A 22,471-nucleotide genomic window follows, 5' to 3' on the forward strand; every position below is an offset into this window, starting at 1 on the left:
AATGTCACGTTTCCGCGTTCCGCTTCTTGCCAGCCTGCTCGCGCTTGCCGCCTGCACGGTCGGGCCGGACCATGCCGCGCCTGTCACGCCGAGTGCAGCGGCCGGCGCCTTCATCGGCGCCGACCGGCCGGTCTTCACCGCGCAGGAGATCCGCGAGGATTGGTGGCGGCTCTATCAGGATCCCGTCCTCGACAGCCTGATCGAGGACGCCTTCCGGGCGAACACCGATCTGCGCGTCGCCACCGCCAACCTGCGGCGCGCCCGCGCGCTGCTGCGCGAGAGCCGCGCCGGGCGGCTGCCGCAGACCGGCATCGGCGCCGGCGCAACCTACGGCCGCCTGCCCGAAAACCAGGTGCCGGCCAATATCGACCGCGAGGACTGGAGCTTCGACGCCGGCCTCGACATCTCCTACGAGGTCGACCTGTTCGGCCGGGTGAGCCGCACGATCGAGGCCGCCCGTGCCGACGCGGAAGCGGTCGACGCGCTGCGCCGCGCCGTCCAGGTCGCGGTCGTCGCCGATACGGTGCGCGCCTATACCGATGCCGCCGCGGCAGGCGAGCGGTTGGAGGTTGCCGAGCGCAGCCTCGCCCTCATCGATCAGACATTGCGAGTCACCACCCGACGCTTCGAAGCGGGTCTCGGCACGCGGCTGGACGTTGTTCGCGTGACGTCCCTACGCGACCAACAGCGTGCCGAGCTGCCTCCGCTTCGGGCCGAGCGGGACGGGGCATTGTTTCGCCTCGCCACGCTCACCGGCCGCGCGCCCGCCGAACTCCCCCCCTCGGCGGGCGCGCGCCGGACCATCGTGCAGCTCGATCAGGCGATCCCCGTCGGCGACGGCGCGACCCTGCTCGCCCGCCGTCCGGACGTGCGCGAGGCCGAGCGGCGGCTCGCCGCCGAGACGGCGCGGGTCGGCGTCGCGACCGCGGACCTCTATCCCCGCATCACGCTTGGCGGCTCGGTCGGGGCGACCGGCCCGTCGCTCGGCGACCTCTTCACCGGCGGGCCGTTCCGCTTCCTCTTGGGACCGCTGATCAGCTGGTCCTTCCCCAACCAGGAGGCGATTCGCGCCCGCATCCGCGCCGCCGAGGCCTCGGCGGAAGGGGCTCTGGCGAATTTCGACGGGACGGTGCTGCGCGCGCTGCAGGAGACCGAGACGGCGCTCTCCGCCTACCGCCACGAGCTCGACCGCCGCGTCGCCCTCGCCGACGCCCGCAATGCCGCCCAGCGCGCCGCCGAGATCGAGCGCGCACGCCTGCGTGCCGGCCGCGCCAACTCGCTCGAGGTGCTCGACGCCGAGCGCACGCTGGCGGAGGCGGAGGCGGTGCTGGTCCAGTCCGAGGCGCGCATCACCAGCGCGCAGATCGACCTGTTCCGGGCGCTCGGCGGCGGCTGGCAGCGCGAGGTGGTGACGGCGGAGGCGAACGTGAGGTCGCCTGCACAAAATTAGCCGTCATTGCGAGCGAAGCGAAGCAATCCAGTGCGGCTTCAGAGGCCCGTTGGATTGCTTCGTCGCTAAGCTCCTCGCAATGACGAGTATGGTTACTCGTGCCTCAATGCGTCGATCGGGTTGAGCGCGGCCGCGCGTCGGGCCGGGAAGTAGCCGAACACGATCCCGATCAGCGCCGAGACGCTGAACGCGACCAGGTTGATCTGCGGGTCGAACAGGAACGGCACCTGGATGAGCGGCGCGACAATCACGGTCGCGATGAGGGCGAGGACCAGGCCGATCAGGCCGCCCAGGCAGGCGAGCACCACCGCCTCGACCAGGAACTGCATCAGGACCTCGCTCGCCACCGCGCCGATGGCGAGGCGGATGCCGATCTCGCGCGTCCGCTCGGTCACCGAGACCAGCATGATGTTCATGATGCCGATGCCGCCGACGATCAGGCTCACCGCCGCGACCGCGCCCATCACCATGGTGAGGATGCGCGTCGTCCCCTGCAGCGTATCGGCGATCTGGCGGGTGTCGAAGATGTTGAAATTATCGTCCTGCCCGCGCGTGATACGGCGCCGCTCGCGCAGCAGCGACTGGATCGAGGACTGGACCGAAGTCGTGTCATAGGCGTCGTCGACCGCGACCATGATGAAGCGGATGTCGCGATTGCCGGTGAAGCGCCGCTGCACCGCCTTGATCGGCATCAGCACGACATCGTCCTGGTCCTGGAAGCCGCCCTGCCCGCGCGCGGCGAGCGTGCCGATCACCTCGCAGGAGAGGTCGCGCAGGCGGAAACGCTTGCCGATCGGATCGACGTCCCGGAACAGGTTCTGCTGCACCGTGTGGCCGATGACGCACACCGCCTTGCCAGCCTGCTCTTCGGCGTCATTCCAGATCCGCCCCTCGCTCAGCGCCCATTGCTGGGCGGTGAAGAACTGGCTGGTGGTGCCGTTGATCGTCGTCTGCCAGTTGGCGGCATTGTAGACGGCGAGGCCCGAACTCTGGGCCTGCGGCGCGACGGCGCGCACCCCCGGGATCTGCTCGGCGATCGCCTCCACGTCCGCCATCTCGAAATCGGGCGGTTGCGGCCCGCCGCCACCGCGGCCAAAGCCCTGACCGGGACGGATCTGGAGGATGTTGGCGCCAAGGCTGGAAATCTGCTGCGCCACCGCTTCGGTCGCGCCATTGCCCAGGGTGACCATCGTCACCACCGCGGCAACGCCGATGACGATGCCGAGCGTGGTCAGGAAGGAGCGCAGCAGGTGCCGCCGGATCTCGCGCACCGCGAGCAGGATGGTGGTGAAGAACATGTCAGGCCAATCCCATTCCGAACCCGTTCGGGCTGATGGTCGGGTCGCCAAGCCCCCGGCTTGGCTGCGGATGTCCGGGGGACATTCGCACCCGGCCATTGTCGAAGCCCTGCCCTTCTCTTCGGCCGCAAAGAAGAGGACAGCCCTTCGACAAGCTCAGGGCGAACGGAGTCTCTTGCGCAAATCCCCTCATGCCGCGGTCCCGTTCCGGTCGACCCGCTCCACCAGCCCGTCGCGGAAATGGACGATGGTACGGGCATATTTCGCCATGTCCGGTTCGTGCGTCACCATCAGGACGGTGATGCCGACATCGCGGTTGAGACCGGTGAGCAACTCCATGATCTCGACCGAGGTCCTGGAATCGAGATTGCCCGTCGGCTCGTCGGCGAGCAGCACGTCCGGATTGGTGACGATCGCGCGGGCGATGGCGACGCGCTGCTGCTGGCCGCCGGACAGCTCCGCGGGCGTATGATCCCACCAGTCCCGGAGGCCGACCTTCTCCAGCGCGGCCATGCCGGCCTCGCGGCGTTTGGCGCGGTCCTCGCCGCGATAGAGCAACGGCAGCTCGACATTCTCGAGCGCGTCGGTGCGGGCGAGCAGGTTGAAGCCCTGGAAGACGAAGCCGAGATAGCGGCGCCGGAGCAGCGCCCGCTGGTCGCGGTCGAGCGATTCGACCGGCAGGCCCTTGAACCGGAAGGAACCGTCGGTCGGCACGTCGAGACAGCCGAGGATGTTCATCGCGGTCGACTTGCCCGATCCCGACGGACCCATCACCGCCATGAAGTCCCCGGCGGCGACGTCGAGGTCGATGCCCTTCAGCGCCTGGAAGGCGGTTGCGCCGCTGCCATAGGTCTTGGTGACGCCGCGCAGCGAGATGATCGGCTCATTCGCCATCGGGCGGGCTCGCCTCTCCGCCATCCGGGCGCGCCTCGCGCCGCTGACGCCGCCGCTCGTTCATCGCGGCACGCTGTTCGGGCGTCAGGCTCTCGAGATAGGCCTTGCGCTGCTCCGGCGTCATGTCGCGCATCCGCTGCCGCTCTCCGCCGCCGCCTGCGGCACCGGGGGCGGGACGGGCGTCCGGCGAGGGCTGCGGCCCGACCGGCGGTGCCTCCGGCGAGGGCTGGCGTGGCGGCTGCGAGGAGGGCGGCGTACCGGCAGCCGGTGCCGGCGCGGTCGCGTTGGTCGCCGCCGCATTGCCGTCCTCGCCACCGCCCCCGCGCTGGCCCTCGCGCTGGCGGCCCTGGCCGCGCTGGCCATCGCCGTTCTTGTCTTCCTGGACCTGGCCCGGCGCGAGGCGGGCGGTGATCACCTGCATGCCTTCCTGGAGCTCGCCGCCGGTGATCTCGGTGCGCGATCCGTCACTCTGGCCGACGACGACCTGGACGGGGCGCGGATTGCCGTCCTCGCCGAGGACATAGACCGTCTGGCGGCTGCCGGCGCCGATGCCGACCTCGCGCTGGGCGCGGCCGCCCCGCCCCCCGCGCCGCGGCCCGCGCGGGACGAGGACGCTGGTGATGCCGCCCTGCTGGCCGGCCTGCGCATCCTGGTTCGGATTGAAGCGCAGCGCCGCATTGGGAACGAGCAGGACGTTCTGCCGCTCGCTGGTGATGATGTCCGCGGTCGCAGTCATGCCCGGGCGCAGCAGCAAGTCCGGATTGTCGACCAGGAGCACCGCCGTATAGGCGACGACGCTGCCAGTCCCGGAGGCGGCAGTTGAGCTGCTCGACGAGGACGAACTGGTGGAGCCCGAGGCGTTCGCGCCGACATCGACGCGGCTCACCCGCGCCTCGAAGGTGCGGCCCGGATAGGCATCGACGTTGAAGCTGGCGCGCTGGCCTTCACGAACCTGTCCGACATCGGCTTCGTCGACGCGCACCTCGAGCTTCATCTCCGACAGGTCCTCCGCAATGATGAACAGGATCGGCGCATTGAACGAGGCGGCGACCGTCTGGCCGGGATCGATCGAGCGCGACAGGACGACGCCCGTCACAGGCGAGAATATCGTCGCGCGCGACAGGTTGAACTGGGCGGAGGAGAGCTGGGCGCGGGCCTGGGAAACCTGCGCATCGGCCGAGCGGACCCCAGCCTGTGCCTGCCGATTCTCGGCACGGGCTGAATCAAGTTCGGTTTCCGAAGGCACACGACCGCCGGAAACGCGATAGACTTCTTCCTGCCGGGCGAGGTTGGCGCGCGCCAGCGCTGCGGACGCTTGCGCGGTCGCCACCTGCGCCTGGGCGGAACTCAGTCCCGCCTGCGCCTGGGTCACCGCATCCTGGAGCCGTGCCGGATCGAGCCGGGCGAGGGGCTGGCCCTGGGTCACCCGGTCGTTGTTGTCGACATAGACCTCGGTGATCAGGCCGGACTGCTCCGAACCGACCTCGACCTGGTTGGTCGGCTGGAGGTTGCCGGTCGCCGAGACGGTGACCTGGAGGTCGCCGCGGCGCACCGACTGGGTCGCATAGCCGCCCTCCGCCTCGCCGGCGAAGCAGCGCGACAGGAGCAGCACGAGCACGACGAGGATGACCGCGCCGACAATGAAGGTCGGCCGCCGCCACCACGGCCGCGTCGCGGGCGCGCCGAGGAAATCGTCGAGGTTCTGCTTGTCGGCCGGCTGGGTGGTGTCGCTCATGAACTGACTCCGGTCGCCGGCGGCGCGCTGGCATCCCAGCCGCCGCCGAGGGCACGATAAAGCTGGACAAGCGCCTGCGCCTCATCGCCGCGGCTGCCGGCCATGCCGTCGCGCGCGGACAGGAACGTACGCTCTGCCGTCAGCAGGGTCTGGAAATCGGTGAGGCCCGAGCGGTACTGGATGCGGGCCAGGATGGCGCTGTTGTTGGCGGCATCGAGCGCGATCGCGAACTGCTGCTGGCGCTGGCGCGCCGACTGCAGGTCGACCAGCGCATTCTCGACCTCCTCGAGCGCGGCCAGCACGGACTGGCGATAGCTCGCCAGCGCGCCTTCCGTCGCCGCCTGCTGGGAGCGGAGCTGCGAGCGCAGCCGCCCGCCGTCGAACAGGGTCTGATCGATGCCGCCGAGGATCGATCCGGTGATCGCCTCGAACAGCCCGCCCAGCGAGAAGGCCGACGTGCCGATGCTGCCGGAGAGCCTGAAACCCGGATAGAGCTGGGCCTCGGCCACGCCGACCCGCGCCGTCGCGGCGGCGAGGTTGCGCTCGGCGCTGCGCACGTCGGGGCGCTGGCGCAGCGTGTCCGCCGGAATGCCGGTCGCGATCTGCTCCGGCCCTTCCGGGATCGGCTGCGCTTGCGTCAGCTCGGCGGTGAGCGTGCCGGGCGCCCGCCCGGTCAGCACGGCGAGGCGATAGGTGGCGCTGGCGAAGCTGGTCTCGAGCGCCGGGATGGACGCGGCCGCACTCGCCCGCGCCGAACGCGCCTGCTCGGAATCGAGCGACGAGGCGAGCCCCGCCTGCACCCGCCATTGCGCGATCTGCAGATTATCGTCGGCGATCGCCAACGTATCACGGGCGATGGCGAGCCGGTCCTGCGTGAGACGCGCGATGATATAATTGGCCGCGACCTCGGCCGCGATCGACGTGCGCAGCGCCTCGCGGTCGTACCAGGCGCCTTCCGCATCCGCGCCTGCGGCCTCGACGCCCCGGCGGAGGCGGCCGAACAGGTCGATCTCCCAGGAGGCGTCGGCGCCGATGTTGAAATTGCTGTTGTCGTCGCCGGGGCCGAAATTGCGTCCCGCACCGGCCGACGCGCCGACCTGCGGCACCAGCCCGGCGCGGGCCTGCACCAGCGCCTCGCGCGCCTGGGTCAGCCGGGCGCTCGAAACCGCCAGATCGAGATTGCCGGCGCTCGCCTCGTCGATCAGCCGGGTGAGCAGGGGATCGTCGAACTGCTCCCACCACAGCGACAGGTCCTGCGCGGGCAGGGCGCCGGCCGGGCCGGCATAGGCTTCCGGCACCGCCAGCGACGCCGCCTCGGGTGCCCGGTAATCGGGGCCGACGGTGGTGCAGGCCGCGAGGGCCAGCGCGCTTACGGGGATCACTATACGACGCATCACCCGCCCCTACTCCCCGACCGGTGTCGCGCAACTATCCCCGTCGGGCCGCGACATTGTATCAGAATGTCGCGGCTCCGTTACGGTTCCCCGGTCGCGCGTCAGCCCCCGATGTGCGTCTGCGCGACCATGCAGTAGAGCATCGGGATCGAGAGGATGAGGTTGGTGCGCGAGGCCATCATCGCGGTCGAGGCGGCCTTCGCCTTCACGTCGTCCTCTGCCGCCACGATGCCGAGCGCCTTCTTCTGGTTCGGCCAGATGACGAACCAGACGTTCGCCGCCATGATGAGCCCGAGCCACATGCCGATGCCGATCGTCCGATAGCCCGTCTCCAGCCCCAGCGCCCGCGCGGCATAGCCGCCCTGCTGCAGCTCGGCGACGAGGAAGCCGAGCACGACCGTGACCAGCGCCGCCCAGCGGAACCAGAAGAGCGCCGCCGGCGCGATATATTTGGTGACGCCCGGCTTCAGCTCGGCCGGCACCTTCGGCATGGTCGGGATCTGCACGAAGTTGAAATAGTAGAGCAGCCCGATCCACAGGATGCCGGCGAAGACGTGGAGGTAACGCAGCCACTGCGCCCAATAGCCCGGCTGCCCGATCGCGTCGCCGTGCAGCCCGAACATCGCGAGCACGAGCAGCACCACGCCGATGCCGAGCGCCAGGTGGAAGTTGCCGAGAATCTTCGCCATTTTTCTCTCCCCTGTCCGTTCGTTCCACCGCTGTAACGCAACTCCCCGACTCAATCGAGACGCCACATGATGCTCTGCTCCAGCGGCGTCCACAGGCCCATCCGGATGCCGGCGGTGCGCAGCGCGCGGCCGGTCCACTCATTACAAGTGAGAATGAAGCTGTATCCGCCATTGGCTTCGTAAAACATGTCGTTGGTATTGTAGCCGCGGCCGAGCACCGGAATGGTCCGCCCCTGCGCGTCCAGCCGGAATCGGCCGCGAATGAAGGCGGTCAGCCGTTGATATTGCGCCGGCGTCACCTTGATCGCGCGCTGCCATCGGTCGGGATGCGGATTGTGATCGTGCTCGACATGGAGGAGGGTCGGCCCCCGCCCGAACAGCGCCGCGGCGGCGGTGCGCAGCGACAGATCGCCCCAGGTCGGCGTGTTCAGGTAGAATTCCCGATTGCCGTAGCCGATCGCGACATAATTGCCGTTGCCCCAGCGCGGATCGCGCAGGTGTGCGCCCGGCGCGTAGGTCGCCCAGTCCACGTAGCGATTGGTCTTGGGCATAACGATCCAGGTATGGACGCCGTTGGTGCGCACGAAGATCGTGATCCCCTGCGACGGCTCGCGCCAGCTGACATTGGCCGGGATCGCGCCGAGGATCAGGGCGAAGAGAAAATAGGCGAGCGGCACCGCGACGATCCCGAGGAGGACCTTGAGAGCGACCCGAACCGCCCGCCGCGCTGTCCACCGCCTTGCCACAGACCGGTGCTAGCGCGCGCGCCGCTTCGCAGAAAGCCCCGCCGGCCATGCCTTGCGCATCATTTCGATAGGCTCCAAGGCGGTGGCATGAACCCGTTGCCGCCCTATGCCCGCCTGCTCGGCATCGAGAAGCGCCGCGCCGACGATGGCGCGCTGCAGTTCGTCATGCCGTTCGGCGATGCCGTGCTCGGCCGCCCCGGCTACCTCCATGGCGGCGCGATCGCCGGCCTGCTCGAATTTGCCGCCCTGGGCGCGCTCTACGATGCGCTCGGCACCCGCGACGGCGTCACCGTCAAGCCGATCAACGTCACCGTCCAGTATATGCGCGGCGGCACCAATCACGACACGTTCGCCGGCGCGATCGTCACCCGCCTCGGCAAGCGCGTCGCCAATGTCGAGGCCCATGCCTGGCAGCACGACCGGGTCCGGCCGATCGCCTCGGCGCAGATGAACGTGCTGATCCGGCGGTGAGGATCCGGCTCGACAACGACCTCGGCACCTTCGGCGTGCTCGGGTGTCTGGTCGGGATCGTGATGATCGTCCTGGTCCTGCTGATCGCGCTGATGGCGATCGCGCACTGAACCCCGGTCAGCGCCGCGGCATCAGCGTCTCGGCCGCGATCACCATCGCCTCGACGCCGGTGGTGACCGACGGTTCCGGCTGGATACGGAACAGCGGCGAGTGATGGCCGGGCGCGGTCGCGACCTGATCGGCCGGCGTGCCGCCGACGGCGAAATAGACACCTTTCACGCCGCTTTCGGGTGTGACGAAATAGGCGAAGTCCTCCGCGCCCATGCCGTCGCGCGGCTGATCGGTCAGCCGGTCCGCGCCCATTTGGGTGGCGATCGCCCGGCGCACGATATCGGCCGTCGCACTGTCGTTGATCGTGGCCGGCGTCGTCTCGGTCGGCGAGCGGGTCACGACCGGCAGCCGGTCCTCCGGCACGCCCAGCGCCAGTGCCGTGCCGCGCGCCACCCGGTCGATCCCGTCGAGCAGCCGGGTGCGCACCTCCGGCGTGTCCGCGCGCACCGTCATCTGGAGAACGACGCGCTCCGGAATGATGTTGCTCTTCACGCCGCCATGGATCGAGCCGACGCTGATCACCGCCCCCTGGAGCGGATCGATGTCGCGCCCGACCATCGACTGGAGCGACACGACGATCTGCGATGCAACCAACACCGGATCGACGCCGAGATGGGGATAGGCGCCATGGGTGCCCGTGCCGCGCACCTCGATCTCGACCGAATCCGCGCTGGAATAGGCGATGGTCGATGGCACGCTGATCCGGCCCGCCGGCAGGCCCGCCGCGACATGGAAGGCCACCGCGTAGTCGGGTTTGGGAAAGCGGGTGTAGAGGCCGTCCTCGACCATCGTGCGCGCGCCGGAAATGGTCTCCTCCGCGGGTTGGGCGATGAGGACGAGGGTGCCCGACCAGTTCGCCCGGCGCGCCATCAGTTGCCGCGCGGTGCCAACCAGCGCGGTGATGTGCACGTCATGGCCGCAGGCATGCATGACCGGCTGCTCGGCGCCGCTCGCATCCGTCTGCCGTGCCCGCGAGGCATTGGGCAGGCCCGAGCGCTCCTCGAGTGGCAGCCCGTCCATGTCGGCGCGCAGCAATACGGTCGGCCCGTCGCCGTTGCGCAGCAATGCGACCACGCCATGGCCGCCGATACCGGTGGTCACCTCATAGCCGAGCGCGCGCAGCTCCTGCGCCATCCGCGCCGACGTCTGGACCTCGCGGCCGGACAGCTCCGGATTGCGGTGGAAATGGTCGAACAGCGCGCCGAGATTGGCCCGATAGTCGGCCGCGACCGACTCGCGCAGCGCCGAATCCTGTGCGCTGGCACCGCTCGCGATCCCGGACGCGAGCATCGCCAGCACAAGCATCTTCGTCATTCCGGCCCCCTATGTTGATGCGCGACCATGGCGGCCGTATCCGGACTCGTCAATTTGACCGGCGTCAGTATCCCTTCAGCCTGGCCAGCCGGTCCGCATGATAGTTCGCGTCGCCGAACAGCTCGTTCAGGACACGGTCGCGCTTCATGTAGAGGCCGATGTCATATTCGTCGGTCATGCCGATGCCGCCGTGCATTTGCACGCCCTCCTGCACTGCGAGCTGCGAGGCGCGGCCCGCCTTGGCCTTGGCGACGGAGACCATCGCCTCCGCGTTCTCTGACCCCTCGTCGAGCAGTTGCTGCGCCTTCAAGGTCGCGGCGCGGGCGATCTCCAGCTCGGAATAGAGATGGGCGGAGCGGAATTGCAGCGCCTGGAACTCGCCGATCAGGCGGCCGAACTGCTTGCGCTGCTTGAGATAGTCGACGGTCATGTCCATTGCCGCCGTGCCCAAGCCGACCAACTCCGCCGCGGCGCCCGTGCGCCCGGCCTTCAGCACGCGCGACAGCACCGCCGCGCCGCCGCCCATCTCACCGACCACCGCGTCCGCATCGACCTCGACATCGGCGAAGGTCAGCCGCGCGCCGATGCTGCTGTCGGCGAGGCGCACGCCTTCGACCTCCAGCCCGGCCATACCCTTCTCGACGGCGAACAGGGTGAGCCCTTCGTCGGCCTGCGCGGCGACGAGCGTGACGTCGGCCGACGCGCCCTGCACCACGAACTGCTTGGCGCCCGACAGTTTGAACCCATTGCCCGCGCGCTCGGCGCGCATTGCGATCGCCTCGGGCCGGTGCTTCGCCCCTTCGTCGAGCGCCAGTGCCGCGACCGTCTCGCCGGCAAGGATGCCGGGATACCAGCGCGCCGCATGGGTGGTGCCTTTCACCGCCTCAACGAAGGCGAGCGCGGTCATCAGGAAGGGCGAGGGCGTCAGGTTGCGGCCGATCTCCTCCAGCACGATGCCAGCCTCGACATGGCCGAGGCCGAGCCCGCCCTCCGCCTCGTCGATCAGGATGCCGGTGAACCCCATCTCGGCGAACTGCTTCCACAGGCCGTGGCCGAAACCGTCCTTGCAGTTGATCCCGCGCCAGTGACGCAGCTGCGTCGCGATCGCGCCCTCGGCCGCCATGAAATCGCGCGCCGTATCGCGCAGCATGGTCTGGTCGTCGGTCAGATAGAGCGGCATTCTTATCTCCGTCGCCCCGGCGAAGGCCGGGGTCTCAGGGGGTGAAGGGCTCGGCGTCTTTTCCCGCCGAGATGCCGGGCCTTCGCCGGCATGACGACAACTAGGCGCCCGGCAGGTCGAGGATGCGCTTGGCGATGATGCCCAGCTGGATTTCGCTGGTGCCGCCTTCGATCGAATTGGCCTTTGTGCGGAGCCACTCGCGCGCCGCCTTGCCCTTCTTCGAACGGTCGCTTTCCCATTCGAGCGTGTTCGATCCGCCGGCCGCCATCACCAGCTCGTGCCGCGCCTTGTTCAACTCGGTGCCGGCATATTTCATCATCGAGGGCTGAGCGGGATGCGCCTTGCCGGCCTTCAGCTCGTCGATGAACTTCTCGCTCATCGCCCGGAAGGCGAGCGAATCCACGTCGAAGCGCGCCACCTCGCCACGCAGCAGCGGATCGGCGGCGACCGCCTCGCCCAGCGCTTCGCCGAGCGTGCCCGACTGGCCGCCCAGCCCCATGCCGGAGATCATCTCGCGCTCGTGGCCGAGCAGGTATTTGGCGACGTCCCAACCCTTATTGAGTTCGCCGACGATCTGGTCCTTCGGCACCTGCACATCGTCGAAGAAGGTTTCGCAGAAGGGCGAATAGCCGGAGATCAGCAGAATCGGCCTGGTCGAGACGCCGGGCGAAGCCATGTCGAACAGCAGGAAGCTGATCCCTTGATGCTTGGGCGCCTGGGGATCGGTGCGGACCAGGCAGAAAATCCAGTCCGCCTTGTCGGCATAGGAGGTCCAGACCTTCTGGCCATTGACCAGCCAGTGATCGCCCTTGTCTTCACACTTGGTCTGCAAGCTGGCGAGGTCGGAGCCGGCGCCCGGCTCGGAATAGCCCTGGCACCAGCGAATCTCGCCGCGGGCGATCCGGGTCAGATAATGCGTCTTCTGCGCTTCCGTCCCATATTTCAGCAGCGCCGGCCCGAGCATCGAAATGCCGAAGCTGTAGAGCGGATTGCGCGCCCCGATCCGGGCCATTTCCTGACGCAGGATCTTGGTCTCCTCCGGCGAGAGTCCGCCGCCACCATAGGCGGTCGGCCAGTCCGGCACGGTCCAGCCGCGCGCCGCCATCGCCTCCATCCACTGCTTCTGTGCGTCGTTCTTGAAGACCGGATTGCGGCCACCCCAGCACATGTCGGTCTCGTCGCGCACGGGCTCGCGCATCTCGGGCGGGCAATTGGCTTCAAGCCATGCCCGCGTTTCCTGGCGGAACGTCTCCAGGTCGGTCATCCGACTCCTCTCCTTTACGTAAACGTCAAGTGCCGCGCATGCGCCAAGGAGTCAACCGGCACCTCATCGGCGGCGCCGGAATTCCATCGCCTCGTCGGTGATCGTGCCGAGCCCCAGCATCAGCCGGTCCTTGAGATAATTCTGGTGGACCCGCCACGGCGGCTTCGGCCCCTGTCCCGGCAGGCTCGCAGCGGCGCGCCGGACGTAGCCGGAGCTGAAGTCGATCATCGGCTGCCGCGCGACTCCACCTGCCGGCAGCCGCGGCACGCAGAGGGCGAGATCGTGCCGGTCCATATGATTGATCAGCCGGCAGGCATAGCGCGCGGTGAGATCGCTCTTCAGCGTCCAGGAGGCGTTGGTGTAGCCGAACGACAGGACCAGGTTCGGCACGTCGTTCAGCATCATGCCCTTGTAGCTGATCCGATCGGCGACGTTGACCGGCACGCCGTCCACCTCCAGCGCGATGCCGCCGAAGAGCTTCACCACCAGCCCGGTCGCGGTGACGACGATGTCCGCCGCGATCTCCCGGCCCGAGGCAAGGCGCAGGCCGATCTCGGTGAAGCTCTCGATCGTGTCGGTAACGACCTCGACCTTGCCCTCTCGCATCGCCTGAAAGAGATCACCGTCGGGCACCAGGCAGACCCGCTGGTCCCACGGATTGTAAGCCGGCCCGAAGTCGCGCTCCACGTCATGGCCGGGCAGCTCGTTGGCCACCATCTTCAGGAGCAGGGCCCGCACCCGCTCCGGCTTCTTGCGCGACCGCGAGAAGAAGGACAGGCCGAGCAGCACGTTCTTCCACCGGATCGCCCTGGCCGACAGACCGGCCGGAAGCATCCTCTGGAGCCCGCGTGCAACGACGTCCTCGGACGGGCGCGCGACGATGTAGGAGGGCGATCGCTGGAGCATGGTCACATGCGCCGCCCTCTCCGCCAGCGCCGGCACCAGCGTCACCGCCGTCGCGCCGCTGCCGATGACGACGACCCGCTTGCCGGCAAGATCGAGATCGTCCGGCCAGGATTGCGGATGGACGACCCGGCCCCGATACGCCTCCTCGCCCGGCCAGTCCGGGCGGTAGCCCCTTTCATAATCGTAATAGCCGCTGCCCAGGAACAGGAGGGCGCAGGTGAAACGGCGGGGTCCGTCCGCCGTTTGCGTCTCCACTGTCCAGCGCGCCTCCCCGGTCGACCAGCTCGCCTTGCTCACCCGATGACCGAAGCGAACATGGGTATCGATTCCGAACGCCTGTGCCGTCTCCTCGATATAGGCCCGGATCGAGGCGCCGTCGGCGATCGCCTTCTCGCCTGTCCACGGCCGGAACGGGAACCCCAGCGTGTACATGTCGCTGTCGGACCGGATGCCGGGATAGCGGAACAGGTCCCAGGTCCCGCCGATTGCGTCGCGCGCTTCAAGGACCAGCCAGGACTTGCCGGGGCAGCGCCTCTTCACGCGATAGGCCGCGTCGATCCCGGAAATGCCGGCGCCGACGATCAGGACGTCGACATGCTCGGCCGCCGTCATCGGCCCTTTTCGTCATTGCGAGCCCCGAGAGGGCGCGGCGATCCGGATGCCGAGACTGGATCGCCGCGGCGCTCCGCGCCTCGCGATGACGAAGTCATGTCAGGCTCTCCGCGCCGCGGTCCATTCCGCCACGACGGTCGCCAGCACCTCCAGCGGCATGTCGCCGCTGCCGATCACCGTATCGTGGAACGACTTGAGATCGAAGTTGGCGCCGGTCGCCGCCCGCGCCTGCTCACGCAGGCGGACGATCTCGGTGTGGCCGATCTTGTAGGCGCAGGCCTGGCCCGGCCAGACGATGTAGCGCTCGACCTCGCTGGTCGCCGAAATGGGATCGAGCCCGACCTCGTCGGTGAAATAGCGGATCGACTGTTCGCGGCTCCAGCCCCTGGCGTGCATACCGGTGTCCATGACGATGCGGGCGGCGCGGTAGAGGAAGCTCTGCAGGCGACCGATCCGGCCTTGGGGGAATTCGTCATACATGCCGATCTCGTCGGCGAGCTGCTCGGCATAGAGCCCCCAGCCCTCGCCGAACGCCGACACGCCGATGTTGCGGTGGAGGAGCGGGATCGCTTGGTTGCCGAGCACGGTCGCGCCCTGCCAGAGGTGGCCCGGCACGCTCTCGTGATAGGTGAGTGTCGGCAGCGCCCATTTCGGCCAGATCCGGGTGTCGACGAGGTTGATATAGTAGGTGCCAGGCCGGGTGCCGTCGAGGCTGCCGCCCTGTGCATAGCCGCGCGGCGCACCGACTTCGATTGCCGGCGGCACGCGACGGATTTCCATGCCAGTGGTCGGGATCACGCCGAAATAGTCGGGCATCCGCGCCCGGATCGCCTCGAGCTGGCGGCGCAGGTCGCCGAGCAGCTGCTCGCGGCCTGCATCGGTGTTGGGGTAGAGATAGCGATCTTCTTGGCCCAACGCGCGGAGACGCGCGCCGACGCTGCCCTGCGTCAGGCCCTCGCGGCGCAGCAGCGGATCGAGCTCGGCGGTGAGCTCCGCCACCTGAGTCAGGCCGATCTGATGCGCCTGGTCGGGCGTCAGGCCGGTGCTGGTGTGATAGCGCAGGCACAGATTGTAGAAGCGCTCGCCGTCCGGGAGGTGGCTGACCGCCGGGTTGGTGCCGGCGTCGTGCTGCATCGCCGTCAGGATCTGGATCTGCCGGTCGAGCGCGGCGGCGAGCCGGCCGTCGACGATCGCGGCCGCGGCGGTGCCCCAGTCGCCCGCTATGTTCTTCTCCCGCGCCCGGCGCACCAGCGAGCGTACCAGACCGGAGCGCTCGCCCCGTTCGGACCTCAGGGCCCGTGTCTGGGTCAGCGCCTTGTCGAGGATGTAGGTCGGCGGGATGACGGCGCGGCCGGCATCGGCGCGGGCATGGTCGACGTCCTGGTTGACCGCCTCGGCAAAGGCCCCCAGCCGGGCGAGATAGGCGTCGCAATCCTCGCGCGTGTCGATGCCGTGCTGGCTGTCGAGGAAATCGGGGACGGTCTGATAGGCGCCGGTCAGCTGCGACAGCGCATAGGGAACCGGATAGGAATAGCCGCCGATCCCGCCATAGGGAAAGGTCGCGACCTCGCTCATCCGGTCGCCGAGCCAGAGCACGGTGTCGAGCCAGCCGCGCTCCTGCCCCTGCAGCGCCGACCGATCAATCTGGCGGAGACGCTCCAGATGATCGAGCAGCGGCCGGTAGACACCCATCTTGCCGGATGGTCCGGAATCGCCGAGCCGGCTCTTGAGCCAGGCCAGCTCGCCGGTGTCGAGGCCGAGGCTCGTCGCCATTTCCGGCGCTGTCCGCAACATCCCTTCGAAGATGCTGTCGTAGAGCGCCCGCGCCGAGGCCGTCTCCGAACGCGGCGCCATGCCCGCGCAGCCGGTGAGCGCCAGCGCACCGGCAGCGGCCGACCCCGTCAGGAACTGGCGGCGATCCAATGTCATGGACATAGTCTTCCTCTTTCGTCGGCGCGTGATCCCGTGCCCGTTTTTTGTCATGCTGAACTTGTTTCAGCATCCAGGTCTCCGACGCCTCGGCGTATGTCGATCTGGACCCTGAAACAAGTTCAGGGTGACGCGTGAGTCATGGCTCCTGGCGGTGGACCCGGCCGCGCGCCATGACGAAATTCATCTGCCTCAGCACGCCGACGTCGCTCAAGGGATCGCCGCGCACCGCCACGATGTCGGCGGACTTGCCCGGCTCGATCGTGCCGACCTGATCGGCGAGGCCGAGCAAGTCCGCGGCATTCACCGTCGCGGCCTGGATCGCGCTCATCGGCGTCATGCCGTGCTCGACCATCAGCAGGAACTCGTCGGCATTGCGGCCGTGCATCGAGACCCCGGCATCGGTGCCGAACGCGATGCGGACGCCGGCCGGCACGGCGCGGCGGAGCGCCTGGCCGGTGATCGAGATCCGCCATTCGATCTTCTCGCGCACTTCGCCGGTATAGGCATTGGGATTGGCGCGCATCCGCTCGATATAGCCGTTCACGGTCGACAGGGTCGGCACGTAGTAGGCGTTGGTCTGCCGGAACAGCCGCAGGCTCTCGTCGTCGATCAGCGTGCCGTGCTCGATCGAATCCGCGCCGACGCGCAGCGCCAGGTTGATCCCGTCGGCGCCGTGCGCATGGACCGCGACGCGCTTCCCGTAGAGGTGCGCTGTCTCGACGATCGCCCGCGCCTCGTCCTCGAACATCTGGGCGCCGAGCCCGAGGCCGATGCGGCTGTTCACCCCGCCCGTGGTCGCGATCTTGATGACGTCGACGCCGCGGGCGATCTGGCGGCGCACCGCGCGGCGGCAATCGTCGGGGCCATCGCAGGTGCTGCCCGAATGGCGCAGCACATCGTGGAACTCCTCGCGCACGCCCAGGGTCGGATCCATATGCCCGGTGGTCGCCGACAGGCTGGTGCCCGCATCGACGATGCGCGGCCCGATCGCCCAGCCGCGGCTGATCGCATCGCGCAGGCCGAGGGTAACCCCGTCGCTGGAGCCGAGATTGCGCACCGTGGTGAAGCCCGCCCGCAGCGTCTTGCGCGCATTCCATGCGGCCTCGTGCGCGGTCAGTGCGACATTGTCCGTGACCGCGGCGAGCGTGCCCTCCACGCCCGCCCGGTCCGAATCGAGATGGACATGGCTGTCGATGAGGCCGGGCAGCACGAAGCGATCGGAGAGATCAATCAGCCGCGCCCCTTCCGGCGCCGGCACGAACCCGTCCTGCACGGACTCGATCCGGTCGCCCCGCACGACGATGCTCACGTTGCGGCGCGGCGCACGGCCGGGCCGGTCGAGCAACGTCCCCGCATGGATCACCACCACATCTGCGGCAGGAGCCGAAGCCGGTTGCTGCGCGGAAACCGCCGCGGCGCCGGAGAGAATCAGGGCGACAAATGGCAACACGGCAGCCAGGCGCATGATTTCGAACCCCCTTTTTCCTGTATTGTCGCGACGATAGCCGATCCGGCCCCGCCGCCAACCCCTTACCGGCAAAACCGCAGTTGTGGCTGGCCCGCAACATGGCTGTCACATTCGCTTGAGCTTACGTAGCGGCAACCTGTTCGCCCGTCCCGCCCTCCTGTATTTTGCGCAGCATAAACATAAACCCAGGGAGGGACCGAATGCTTGACCGTGCAACCTTGCGCGCGTGCGCGATGCTTGCCGCCACGTCGCTGATCGCCATTGGCGCCGCAACACCAGCGGCGGCGCAGGAGACGGCGCAACCCGTCGACGAAGAAGGCACGATCGTCGTCACCGCCACCTTGCGCGAGACCTCGCTGCTCGACGTGCCGTTCTCGATCAATGCGCAGACGGAGGAGGACATCCGGCGCGCCAATGCGAACACGATCGAGGATCTCTCGCGCAACGTCGCCGGCCTCACCGTGCAGAATCTCGGGCCGGGCCAGAGCCAGGTTTCCGTCCGCGGCGTGTCCGCCGGCCAGGTCGTGCGCGACCAGCCAGGCGTGAAGGAGCAGGTCGGCGTCTATCTCGACGATTCGGTGATCTCGCTCTCGCTGTTCACCCCGGACCTCGATCTGTTCGACCTCAACCGCGTCGAGACGCTGCGCGGGCCGCAGGGCACCCTGTTCGGCGCCGGCTCGGTCGGCGGCACCCTGCGCTACATCACCAACCAGCCGGTGCTCGGCGCCTTCGAAGGCGTGGTCGAGGCCAATCTCAACACGGTCGCCGAGGACGACTGGGGCGGCCATCTCAAGGGCGCGATCAACGTGCCGCTCGGCGACACCGCCGCGATCCGCGCCGTCGGCTACTACACCCAATATGGCGGCTTCGTGGACGCGCTGCGCGAAGACGGCACAATCGACCAGAATGTCAATGACGGCCACCGCGTCGGCGGCCGCATCTCGCTGCGCTGGGAACCCAGCGACGGCATCGTGATCACGCCGCGTGTCCTCTACCAGGAAATCCGCGCCGACGGCTTCAACCGGCAAGAGGTCTACAACCTCTACGCCAATCCCTTCACCACCACCCGCCCGCCCGTCGTCTTCGACGAGCGGGAGCAGTTCCTGCTGCTCGACGAGAGCTTCGCCGACGACACGCTGCTCGCCGACCTCAATGCCAGCATCGACTTCGGTGCCGTGACGCTCACTTCGGTCACCACTTATATCAATCGCGATATCGTCGTCAGCCGCGACGCCAGCGCACTGAGCGGCAGCGTCTCGGTCGACCTCGGCTTCCCGACCGCCGCGGTGCTGCTGCCGTCGAACCTGGTCGACACCACCGATCTCGAGACCTGGTCGCAGGAGGTCCGTCTGGGCTCTAGCCGCAGCGGTCCGTTCCAGTGGCTGGTCGGCGCCTTCTATTCCAAGGTCGACCGCTTCTATCGCCAGCGCCTGCCGACCCCCGGCTATGACGCGTTCACCGATGCCACCTTGGGCGCCGGCACCTCGGCGGCCGTGGCGAACGGATTCCCGGCCGATTCGCCCTACAATTCGGATCTGCCCTACGACATCCGCCAGTTCGCGGTGTTCGGCGAGGCGAGCCTCGACATCACGGAGCGCTTCACCGTCACGGCCGGCGGCCGCTACTACGACTTCAAGGAGGAGCGCAGCTTCATTTCCGGCGGCCTCTTCGCCAATGGCGACAACCGCACCGACGAGACCTCGTCGAACGGCTTCAGCCCGCGCGTGATCGCCCAGTACGAGGTCGACAACAACATCTTCCTGAATGCCCAGGCATCCAAGGGCTTCCGTCTCGGCGGTGTCAACGATCCGCTGAACCTGCCATTGTGCACGCCCGAAGACGAAGCGATCTTCGGTGGCTTCCAGGATTATGACGACGAGACGCTGTGGAACTATGAGGTCGGCCTTCGCGGCCAGCGTCGCGGAATCCGCTTCTCCGCCGCGGGATTCTACACCGACATCAGCAATCTCCAGGTCACGCTCGATGCCGGGTCCTGCTCGTCGCGCATCGTGTTCAACGTGCCCAAGGCCCATACTGCGGGCGTCGAGTTCGAGGTGGGCTTCACCCCGCTGGACGGCCTCGACGTGTCGCTCGCCGGAAGCGTCCTCGACGCGAAGTTCGATTCGACCGTCGTGGACGGCACCGGCACCGTGATCGGCGGCATCCGCGACGGCAACCGCCTGCCGTCGGTGCCGAACTTCCAGATCGCGGCGAGCGTCAACTACAGCTTCCCGGTCAATGATCGCGCGGAAGGCTTCTTCGGCTTCACCTTCCAGCATGTCGGCACGCGCTACACCCAGCCGAGCGACCAGGAGAACAATCCGCGCGCCTTCGTCTCCGGCCTGCCGTTCGGCGGCGCGACCGGCAACGAAGCGACGGTGGTGAACCTCCAGCTGCCCAGCTATCAGCTGGTCAACCTCACCGCCGGCATCGATTGGGACAACGGCCTGGGCGTCAGTGTCTACGTCAACAATCTGCTCGACGAGAATACCTTGCTGTCGTTCGACCGCGAGCGTGGCGGGCGGGCCCGGCTCGGCTTCAACATCGGGCAGCCGCGCACGATCGGCATCACTGTGCGCAAGACGTTCGGGTCGTAGATCCCGCTTCCCTCCTCCCCGCTGGACTCGGCGGGGAGGATCGGGATGATGTCCGCATGTCCGGACTGACGCGCCGCTTCCTGCTCACCGCCAGCGCCGCCGCGGCCGGGTCGGCCGTGCTGCCGAAATCGCTCCGCGCACAATCCCGGCGCCGGCCCGACATCGTCGTGGTCGGCGCCGGCGTGTTCGGCGCCTGGACGGCGAAGCGGCTGCAGGAGGGGGGACGCAGCGTGCTGCTGCTCGACGCCTGGGGACCGGCCCATGCCCGTGCCTCATCGGGTGGAGAATCCCGCATGACGCGCGGTGCCTATGGCGCCGACGAGGTCTATACGCGGATGGCGACCGACTCCCTGTCCGACTGGCAGGCGCTGTCGGACCGCGCCGGCCTCCCGCTCTTCCATCGCACCGGCGTGCTGTTCTTCTTTCCGCGGGTGGAGCCGTTCCTCGAGCAGACGATGGCGGTGCATCGGCGGATCGGCCTGCCGACCGAATTGCTCGACGCCGCGGCGCTCCGCCGACGCTTCCCGCAGATCGACTTCGCCGGCATCGAGGCCGGTTTGTTCGAGCCCGGCTTCGGCGCGCTGATGGCCCGCCGCGCGGTGCAGACCCTGGTCGCCGGTTTCGTCCGTGCCGGCGGCGGCTACCGGCAGGCCGCGGTCGCGCCGCCCCGGTCGGACGCCGACACCCTGGCGGCGATCCGCACCGTGGACGGCGCCACCGTTGCGGCCGAGCGCTTCGTCTTTGCCTGCGGGCCGTGGCTCGGGCGCGTCTTCCCGGATCTGCTCGCCGCGCGTATCTTCCCGACGCGGCAGGAGGTCTTCTTCTTCGCGCCCCCACCCGGCGACCGGCGCTTCGCGCCCGACCGGTTCCCCGGCTGGGCCGATTTCAACGGCGGCGACATCTATTACGGTTTCCCCGATCTCGAGGCGCGTGGCTTCAAGATCGCCCATGACGCGCACGGCCCGCGGATGGACCCGGACACCGGAGACCGGACGCCGTCCGCGGCAGCCCTCGCCGACGTCCGCGCCTTCATGGCCCGCCGCTTTCCTGCCCTCGCCGACCGCCCGTTAAGCGAGGCGCGGGTCTGCCAGTATGAGAACAGCTCGAACGGCGACCTGCTGATCGACCGTCATCCGCGCTGGCGCAACGTCGTCCTCGTCGGCGCCGGCTCGGGTCACGGCTTCAAGCACGGTCCGGCCGTCGGCCGCTATGCCGCCGACCTCGTCCTCGGCCGGCTGGCGACGCCCGAACCCCGCTTCTCGCTGGCAACCAAGGCCGAAACCGAGAATCGCGCCGTTCACTAGCGGACGAACACGTCGCCGATCCGCTGGGCGAAGACGTCGAGATCCGCGCGGTTCGTGTTGGCGAGGAGCACCACCGTCGCGTCGCGATCGAGTAGCCGGTAGAGGACCGCGTTCGCCCCCATCACGCTGCCCGGACGCTTGGCGACACGGTGCGGACGGCCGCCGCGGGTGATCGTGTAGGACCAGAGGCCGTAGCCATAATCGTCCAGGCCCGGCATCAGCATCCGGGCCAGCATGTCGCGCCCGATCAGACGCCCGCCATAGAGCGCATCGGCGAAATCCGCGAGGTCCGCGGCGGTCGAATACATGCCGCCCGCGGCATCCCAATTCTCGAAATAGACCGGCATGTCCGGAACGAGCCGGCGCGTGTCGTCGCGGAAGAAATAGGTCGGCGCCAGGCGCGGGACGATCCGGTCCCAGTGCGACATGCCGGTCCCGTCGAGCCCGAGCGGACGCAGGATGCGCTCGGCCAGCACCGCCTCGAACGGCCTGTCGGCAATCCGCTCGATGATCCGGCCGAGCACGATATAGTCCGCATTGTTGTAGTCGAACGCCGTCCCCGGGGCGCGCGCCAGCGGCCCGCTGCAGCAACGCTGCAGCATAGCGGCAGGCGAAAGCGGCCGCTGATACTGCTCGATTCCGTTCGCGAACCCTTCTTGATAGCTCGATATTCGGTCATATTGGACAAGGCCCGACGTGTGGTTGAGCAGGTGATGGACGGTGACCCGGTCGGCGCCCTGGCCGGGATAGTCGGGAAGGTAGGTACGGATCGGCGCGTCGAGGCGAAGCCGCCCGTCCTCGACCAGCTGGAGCGCTAGGACCGCGGTAAACAGCTTGGTGATCGACGCGATCCTGAAGCGGGTGTCGGCGGCGGCCGGGATGTCGAAGGCGCGATCGGCGAGCCCGAAGCTGCGGGCATAGAGGGTGCGGCCCCGGGCGCGCAGCAGGATCGTGCCGCTGAACTCATGCTCGCCGGCAAAGGAGTCGATGACCTGCGCAAGCGAGGGCGTTGCCTGGGCCCGACCGGGCGAGGGCAGCAGGACGAGGAGCATGAGCGCGGCGGCGGCCAGCTTGGCACGGGCGAGTCTGTGCAACATAATGCGCAA

The 22,471-nt window shown here is 68.5% G+C and carries 17 protein-coding genes; 4 read left to right on the forward strand and 13 right to left on the reverse strand.

The window, feature by feature from the left end; translation table 11 throughout:
- Position 1 precedes the first annotated feature (1 nt).
- Complete coding sequence (locus RCO27_RS05905) at positions 2–1,450, forward strand: efflux transporter outer membrane subunit (RefSeq protein ID WP_309001702.1); 1,449 nt, start codon at positions 2–4, stop codon at positions 1,448–1,450.
- Positions 1,451–1,542: 92 nt separating this feature from the next.
- Here RCO27_RS05905 and RCO27_RS05910 read toward each other — a convergent pair whose 3' ends face one another.
- The 6 genes from RCO27_RS05910 to RCO27_RS05935 all read right to left on the reverse strand — a co-directional run bounded on the left by RCO27_RS05910 (position 1,543) and on the right by RCO27_RS05935 (position 8,206).
- Positions 1,543–2,748, reverse strand: coding sequence for an ABC transporter permease (locus tag RCO27_RS05910; protein ID WP_309001703.1), 1,206 nt, complete (start codon positions 2,746–2,748; stop codon positions 1,543–1,545).
- A gap of 189 nt (positions 2,749–2,937) precedes the next feature.
- A complete protein-coding gene (locus RCO27_RS05915) occupies positions 2,938–3,642 on the reverse strand; it encodes an ABC transporter ATP-binding protein (RefSeq protein WP_309001704.1) in 705 nt (234 codons plus the stop codon).
- The gene (locus tag RCO27_RS05920) at positions 3,632–5,377 is read right to left on the reverse strand and encodes an efflux RND transporter periplasmic adaptor subunit (protein WP_309001705.1); all 1,746 of its coding nucleotides are present in this window, start codon (positions 5,375–5,377) and stop codon (positions 3,632–3,634) included. The genes RCO27_RS05915 and RCO27_RS05920 overlap by 11 nt, the downstream gene beginning before the upstream one ends.
- Positions 5,374–6,771, reverse strand: coding sequence for an efflux transporter outer membrane subunit (locus tag RCO27_RS05925; RefSeq protein ID WP_309001706.1), 1,398 nt, complete (start codon positions 6,769–6,771; stop codon positions 5,374–5,376). The genes RCO27_RS05920 and RCO27_RS05925 overlap by 4 nt, the downstream gene beginning before the upstream one ends.
- Positions 6,772–6,872: 101 nt before the next feature.
- A complete protein-coding gene (locus RCO27_RS05930) occupies positions 6,873–7,460 on the reverse strand; it encodes a urate hydroxylase PuuD (RefSeq protein ID WP_309001707.1) in 588 nt (195 codons plus the stop codon).
- A gap of 50 nt (positions 7,461–7,510) precedes the next feature.
- Positions 7,511–8,206 (reverse strand): TIGR02117 family protein, encoded by a 696-nt coding sequence (locus RCO27_RS05935; protein WP_309001708.1) that lies wholly within the window; start codon positions 8,204–8,206, stop codon positions 7,511–7,513.
- 87 nt (positions 8,207–8,293) lie between these two features.
- On the opposite strand from RCO27_RS05935, the gene RCO27_RS05940 reads away from it, so the two are divergent.
- Positions 8,294–8,677, forward strand: coding sequence for a PaaI family thioesterase (locus tag RCO27_RS05940; RefSeq protein ID WP_309001709.1), 384 nt, complete (start codon positions 8,294–8,296; stop codon positions 8,675–8,677).
- Positions 8,678–8,794: 117 nt separating this feature from the next.
- On the opposite strand, the gene RCO27_RS05945 is transcribed toward RCO27_RS05940, so the two are convergent.
- The 6 genes from RCO27_RS05945 to RCO27_RS05970 all read right to left on the reverse strand — a co-directional run bounded on the left by RCO27_RS05945 (position 8,795) and on the right by RCO27_RS05970 (position 17,461).
- A complete protein-coding gene (locus RCO27_RS05945; protein ID WP_309001710.1) occupies positions 8,795–10,102 on the reverse strand; it encodes an amidohydrolase in 1,308 nt (435 codons plus the stop codon).
- A gap of 64 nt (positions 10,103–10,166) precedes the next feature.
- Positions 10,167–11,282, reverse strand: coding sequence for an acyl-CoA dehydrogenase (locus tag RCO27_RS05950; RefSeq protein ID WP_309001711.1), 1,116 nt, complete (start codon positions 11,280–11,282; stop codon positions 10,167–10,169).
- A 100-nt stretch (positions 11,283–11,382) separates the two neighbouring features.
- Entirely contained in the window at positions 11,383–12,546 is a 1,164-nt protein-coding gene (locus RCO27_RS05955) for an acyl-CoA dehydrogenase family protein (protein ID WP_309001712.1), read from the reverse strand.
- A 63-nt stretch (positions 12,547–12,609) separates the two neighbouring features.
- Positions 12,610–14,064 carry an NAD(P)/FAD-dependent oxidoreductase gene (locus RCO27_RS05960; RefSeq protein WP_309001713.1) on the reverse strand — a complete coding sequence of 485 codons (1,455 nt, stop codon included), beginning with the start codon at positions 14,062–14,064 and terminating at the stop codon, positions 12,610–12,612.
- Between the two features lie 99 nt (positions 14,065–14,163).
- Positions 14,164–15,999: a DUF885 family protein gene (locus tag RCO27_RS05965; RefSeq protein ID WP_309001714.1), complete on the reverse strand. Its 1,836-nt coding sequence runs from the start codon at positions 15,997–15,999 to the stop codon at positions 14,164–14,166.
- A 133-nt stretch (positions 16,000–16,132) separates the two neighbouring features.
- Positions 16,133–17,461: an amidohydrolase family protein gene (locus RCO27_RS05970; protein ID WP_309001715.1), complete on the reverse strand. Its 1,329-nt coding sequence runs from the start codon at positions 17,459–17,461 to the stop codon at positions 16,133–16,135.
- A gap of 203 nt (positions 17,462–17,664) precedes the next feature.
- Here RCO27_RS05970 and RCO27_RS05975 point away from each other — a divergent pair, with 203 nt between their 5' ends.
- The gene (locus RCO27_RS05975) at positions 17,665–20,061 is read left to right on the forward strand and encodes a TonB-dependent receptor (RefSeq protein ID WP_309001716.1); all 2,397 of its coding nucleotides are present in this window, start codon (positions 17,665–17,667) and stop codon (positions 20,059–20,061) included.
- A 56-nt stretch (positions 20,062–20,117) separates the two neighbouring features.
- Positions 20,118–21,365, forward strand: coding sequence for an FAD-dependent oxidoreductase (locus RCO27_RS05980; protein ID WP_309001717.1), 1,248 nt, complete (start codon positions 20,118–20,120; stop codon positions 21,363–21,365).
- On the opposite strand, the gene RCO27_RS05985 is transcribed toward RCO27_RS05980, so the two are convergent.
- Positions 21,362–22,462 carry a serine hydrolase domain-containing protein gene (locus RCO27_RS05985; RefSeq protein ID WP_309001718.1) on the reverse strand — a complete coding sequence of 367 codons (1,101 nt, stop codon included), beginning with the start codon at positions 22,460–22,462 and terminating at the stop codon, positions 21,362–21,364. The two genes, RCO27_RS05980 and RCO27_RS05985, sit on opposite strands and share 4 nt — an antisense overlap.
- Between the last annotated feature and the right edge of the window lie 9 nt (positions 22,463–22,471).

Origin of the sequence: Sphingosinicella sp. LHD-64 (assembly GCF_031157375.1) — a bacterium.
Lineage (GTDB): Bacteria > Pseudomonadota > Alphaproteobacteria > Sphingomonadales > Sphingomonadaceae > Allosphingosinicella.